The organism is Mycobacterium sp. TH-M15 (assembly GCF_057473705.1).
Window position 1 is genome coordinate 1 of sequence record NZ_JBYCLB010000576.1, and the last position, 2434, is coordinate 2434.

Below are 2434 nucleotides of genomic sequence, written 5' to 3' on the forward strand. Positions count from 1 at the left end.
ACGTGGAGCCGGCGGAGGTGGGCGGTTCACCGCGGCACCTCTCCGACATCGTGCTCGGCGTGGTCCGCGGCGGGAAACTGCTGCGGGTGGATGACCCGCTGGTGGACGCCATCGAGGGCGACGACCGGCTGCTCTACGTGCGCAACGTCGGAAACTGAGCCGGGGCCGCCGCGTGGACTTCCGACTTCGGCGGGTTCCGCTGCTGTCCCGGGTCGCCGTCGACCGGGCCGAGGAGCTGCGCGGCGACGACGCCGCGATCGCCGCCGGCTGGGCCGATGCCGCGGTGCTGACGGTCGACTCCCGCAACCAGGTGCTGATCGCCGACGGCCGGGTGCTGCTCGCCGACGCGACCGAGCTGGCCGAGGCGCCGCCGCCGGCCGCGGTCTTCCTCGGCCGGCTCGACTCCGGCCGGCAGGTGTGGGCGGTGCGCGGTGCGCTGCGCCCACCCGCTGCCCCCGACGCTCCCGACGCCTCCGCCCAGATCCTCGACCTGCGTCGGGCCGGCCAGGTCTTCGACGATGTCAGCGCCCAGCTGGTGTCGACGGCGACCGCGCTGCTGAACTGGCACGAGCGTGCCGGGTTCTCCCCGGTCGACGGCGCCCAGACCACACCGGCGCGGGCCGGCTGGGCGCGGGTCAACCCGGCCACCGGCGAGGAGCACTACCCGCGCATCGACCCCGCGGTGATCACCCTGATCCACGACGGCGGTGACCGCGCGGTGCTGGCCCGCCAGGCGCCGTGGCCGGCCGGGCTGTTCGCGCTGATCGCCGGGTTCGTCGAGCCCGGCGAGTCGTTCGAGGCCTGCGTGATCCGCGAGGTGCGCGAGGAGATCGGCCTGACCGTTCGCGACGTGCGTTATCTGGGCAGCCAGCCGTGGCCGTTCCCGAGCTCGCTGATGGTCGGTTTTCACGCCGTCGGCGACCCGGGTCAGCCGTTCACGTTCAGCGACGGCGAGATCGCCGAGGCCCAGTGGTTCACCCGCGCCGAGGTCCGCGCGGCGCTGGACGCCGGCGACTGGGTGAGCGGCTCGGGGTCCCGGTTGCTGCTGCCGCCGTCGACGTCGATCGCCCGCGGCATCGTCGAGTCCTGGGCGGCGCTGGATGGCTAGCCGGCGAGCGCGGCCAGCTTCGCCTTGACCTCCCGGCCGGTCGGGTTGGTCAGCGTCGAGCCGTCGGCGAACCGCACCGTCGGCACCGTCCGGTTTCCGCCGTTGACCGACGCGACGAAGGCCGCGGCGGTCGGATCCTGTTCGATGTTGATCTCCTGGTAGGGGATCTCGAACTTCTTCAGCGCCACCTTGAGCTGGTGGCAGAAGCCGCACCAGTTCGTGGTGTAGACGGTGATCGGTGCGGCGGCGGTGGTCTCGGAAGCAGTCATAGGCCTCCGAATGTAGTCGCCTGCCGGCCGAACCGGTCGGTGCTCCCTGCCAAGATGGACGCCATGGCGAGTCCGGACCCGCTGATCGGCGGCCTCGACGAGGAGCAGCGCCAAGCGGTGCTCGCCCCGCGCGGCCCGGTCTGTGTGCTGGCCGGCGCCGGAACCGGCAAGACCCGCACCATCACCCACCGGATCGCGCAGCTGGTGGCCGGTGGCCACGTAGCCGCCGGCCAGGTGCTCGCGGTGACGTTCACCCAGCGGGCCGCCGGGGAGATGCGGTCGCGGCTGCGGGCGCTGGGCGCCGCCGCGCACGCCGGCGCCGCGGTCGGGTCGGTGCAGGCGCTGACCTTCCACGCCGCCGCGCATCGTCAGCTGCGGTACTTCTGGCCGCGGGTGGTCGGCGACACCGACTGGCAGCTGCTGGACCGCAAGTTCGGCGTGGTCGCCCGCGCCGCCGGCCACGCCGGGCTGAACCTGGGCAGCGACGACGTCCGCGACGTGGCCGGCGAGATCGAGTGGGCCAAGGCGTCGCTGATCGGCCCGGAGCAGTATCCGGCCGCGGTGGCCAAGGCGGGTCGGGACATCCCGCTGGACGCCGCGCAACTGGCCGGCGTCTACGCCGGCTACGAGGCGCTGAAAGTGCGCGGCGATCTGACCCTGCTCGACTTCGACGACCTGCTGCTGCACACCGCGGCCGCGATCGAGAACGACGCCGGGGTGGCCGCCGAATTCCGGGACCGCTACCGGTGTTTCGTCGTCGACGAGTACCAGGACGTGACCCCGCTGCAGCAGCGGGTGCTGGCGGCGTGGCTCGGCGACCGCGACGACCTGACCGTGGTCGGTGACGCCAACCAGACCATCTACTCGTTCACCGGCGCATCGCCGCGCTACCTGCTCGACTTCTCCCGGCGGTTCCCGGATGCCACCGTGGTCCGGCTGGAGCGCGACTACCGGTCCACCCCGCAGGTGGTGTCGCTGGCCAACCGGGTGATCGCCGCCGCACGCGGCCGTGCGGCCGGCAGCCGGCTGCAGCTGATCGGGGAGCGGGGCCCGGGCC

General features: G+C 73.3%; 3 protein-coding genes and 1 pseudogene. 3 read left to right on the forward strand and 1 reads right to left on the reverse strand.

Going from position 1 to position 2434, the window contains the following annotated elements:
- Together AC2VNT_RS14125 and nudC are read left to right on the forward strand one after the other, a co-directional pair.
- A pseudogene (locus tag AC2VNT_RS14125) lies at window positions 1-158 on the forward strand (potassium transporter Kef); the annotation flags it as partial.
- Window positions 159-172: 14 nt separating this feature from the next.
- Window positions 173-1108: an NAD(+) diphosphatase gene (gene nudC / locus AC2VNT_RS14130; RefSeq protein WP_486947456.1), complete on the forward strand. Its 936-nt coding sequence runs from the start codon at window positions 173-175 to the stop codon at window positions 1106-1108.
- Here nudC and AC2VNT_RS14135 read toward each other — a convergent pair.
- A complete protein-coding gene (locus tag AC2VNT_RS14135) occupies window positions 1105-1377 on the reverse strand; it encodes a mycoredoxin (protein WP_486947457.1) in 273 nt (90 codons plus the stop codon). The genes nudC and AC2VNT_RS14135 overlap by 4 nt on opposite strands.
- Window positions 1378-1440: 63 nt before the next feature.
- On the opposite strand from AC2VNT_RS14135, the gene AC2VNT_RS14140 reads away from it, so the two are divergent.
- Window positions 1441-2434 (forward strand): ATP-dependent helicase (locus tag AC2VNT_RS14140; RefSeq protein WP_486947458.1); only part of this gene is annotated, 994 nt, incomplete at its 3' end.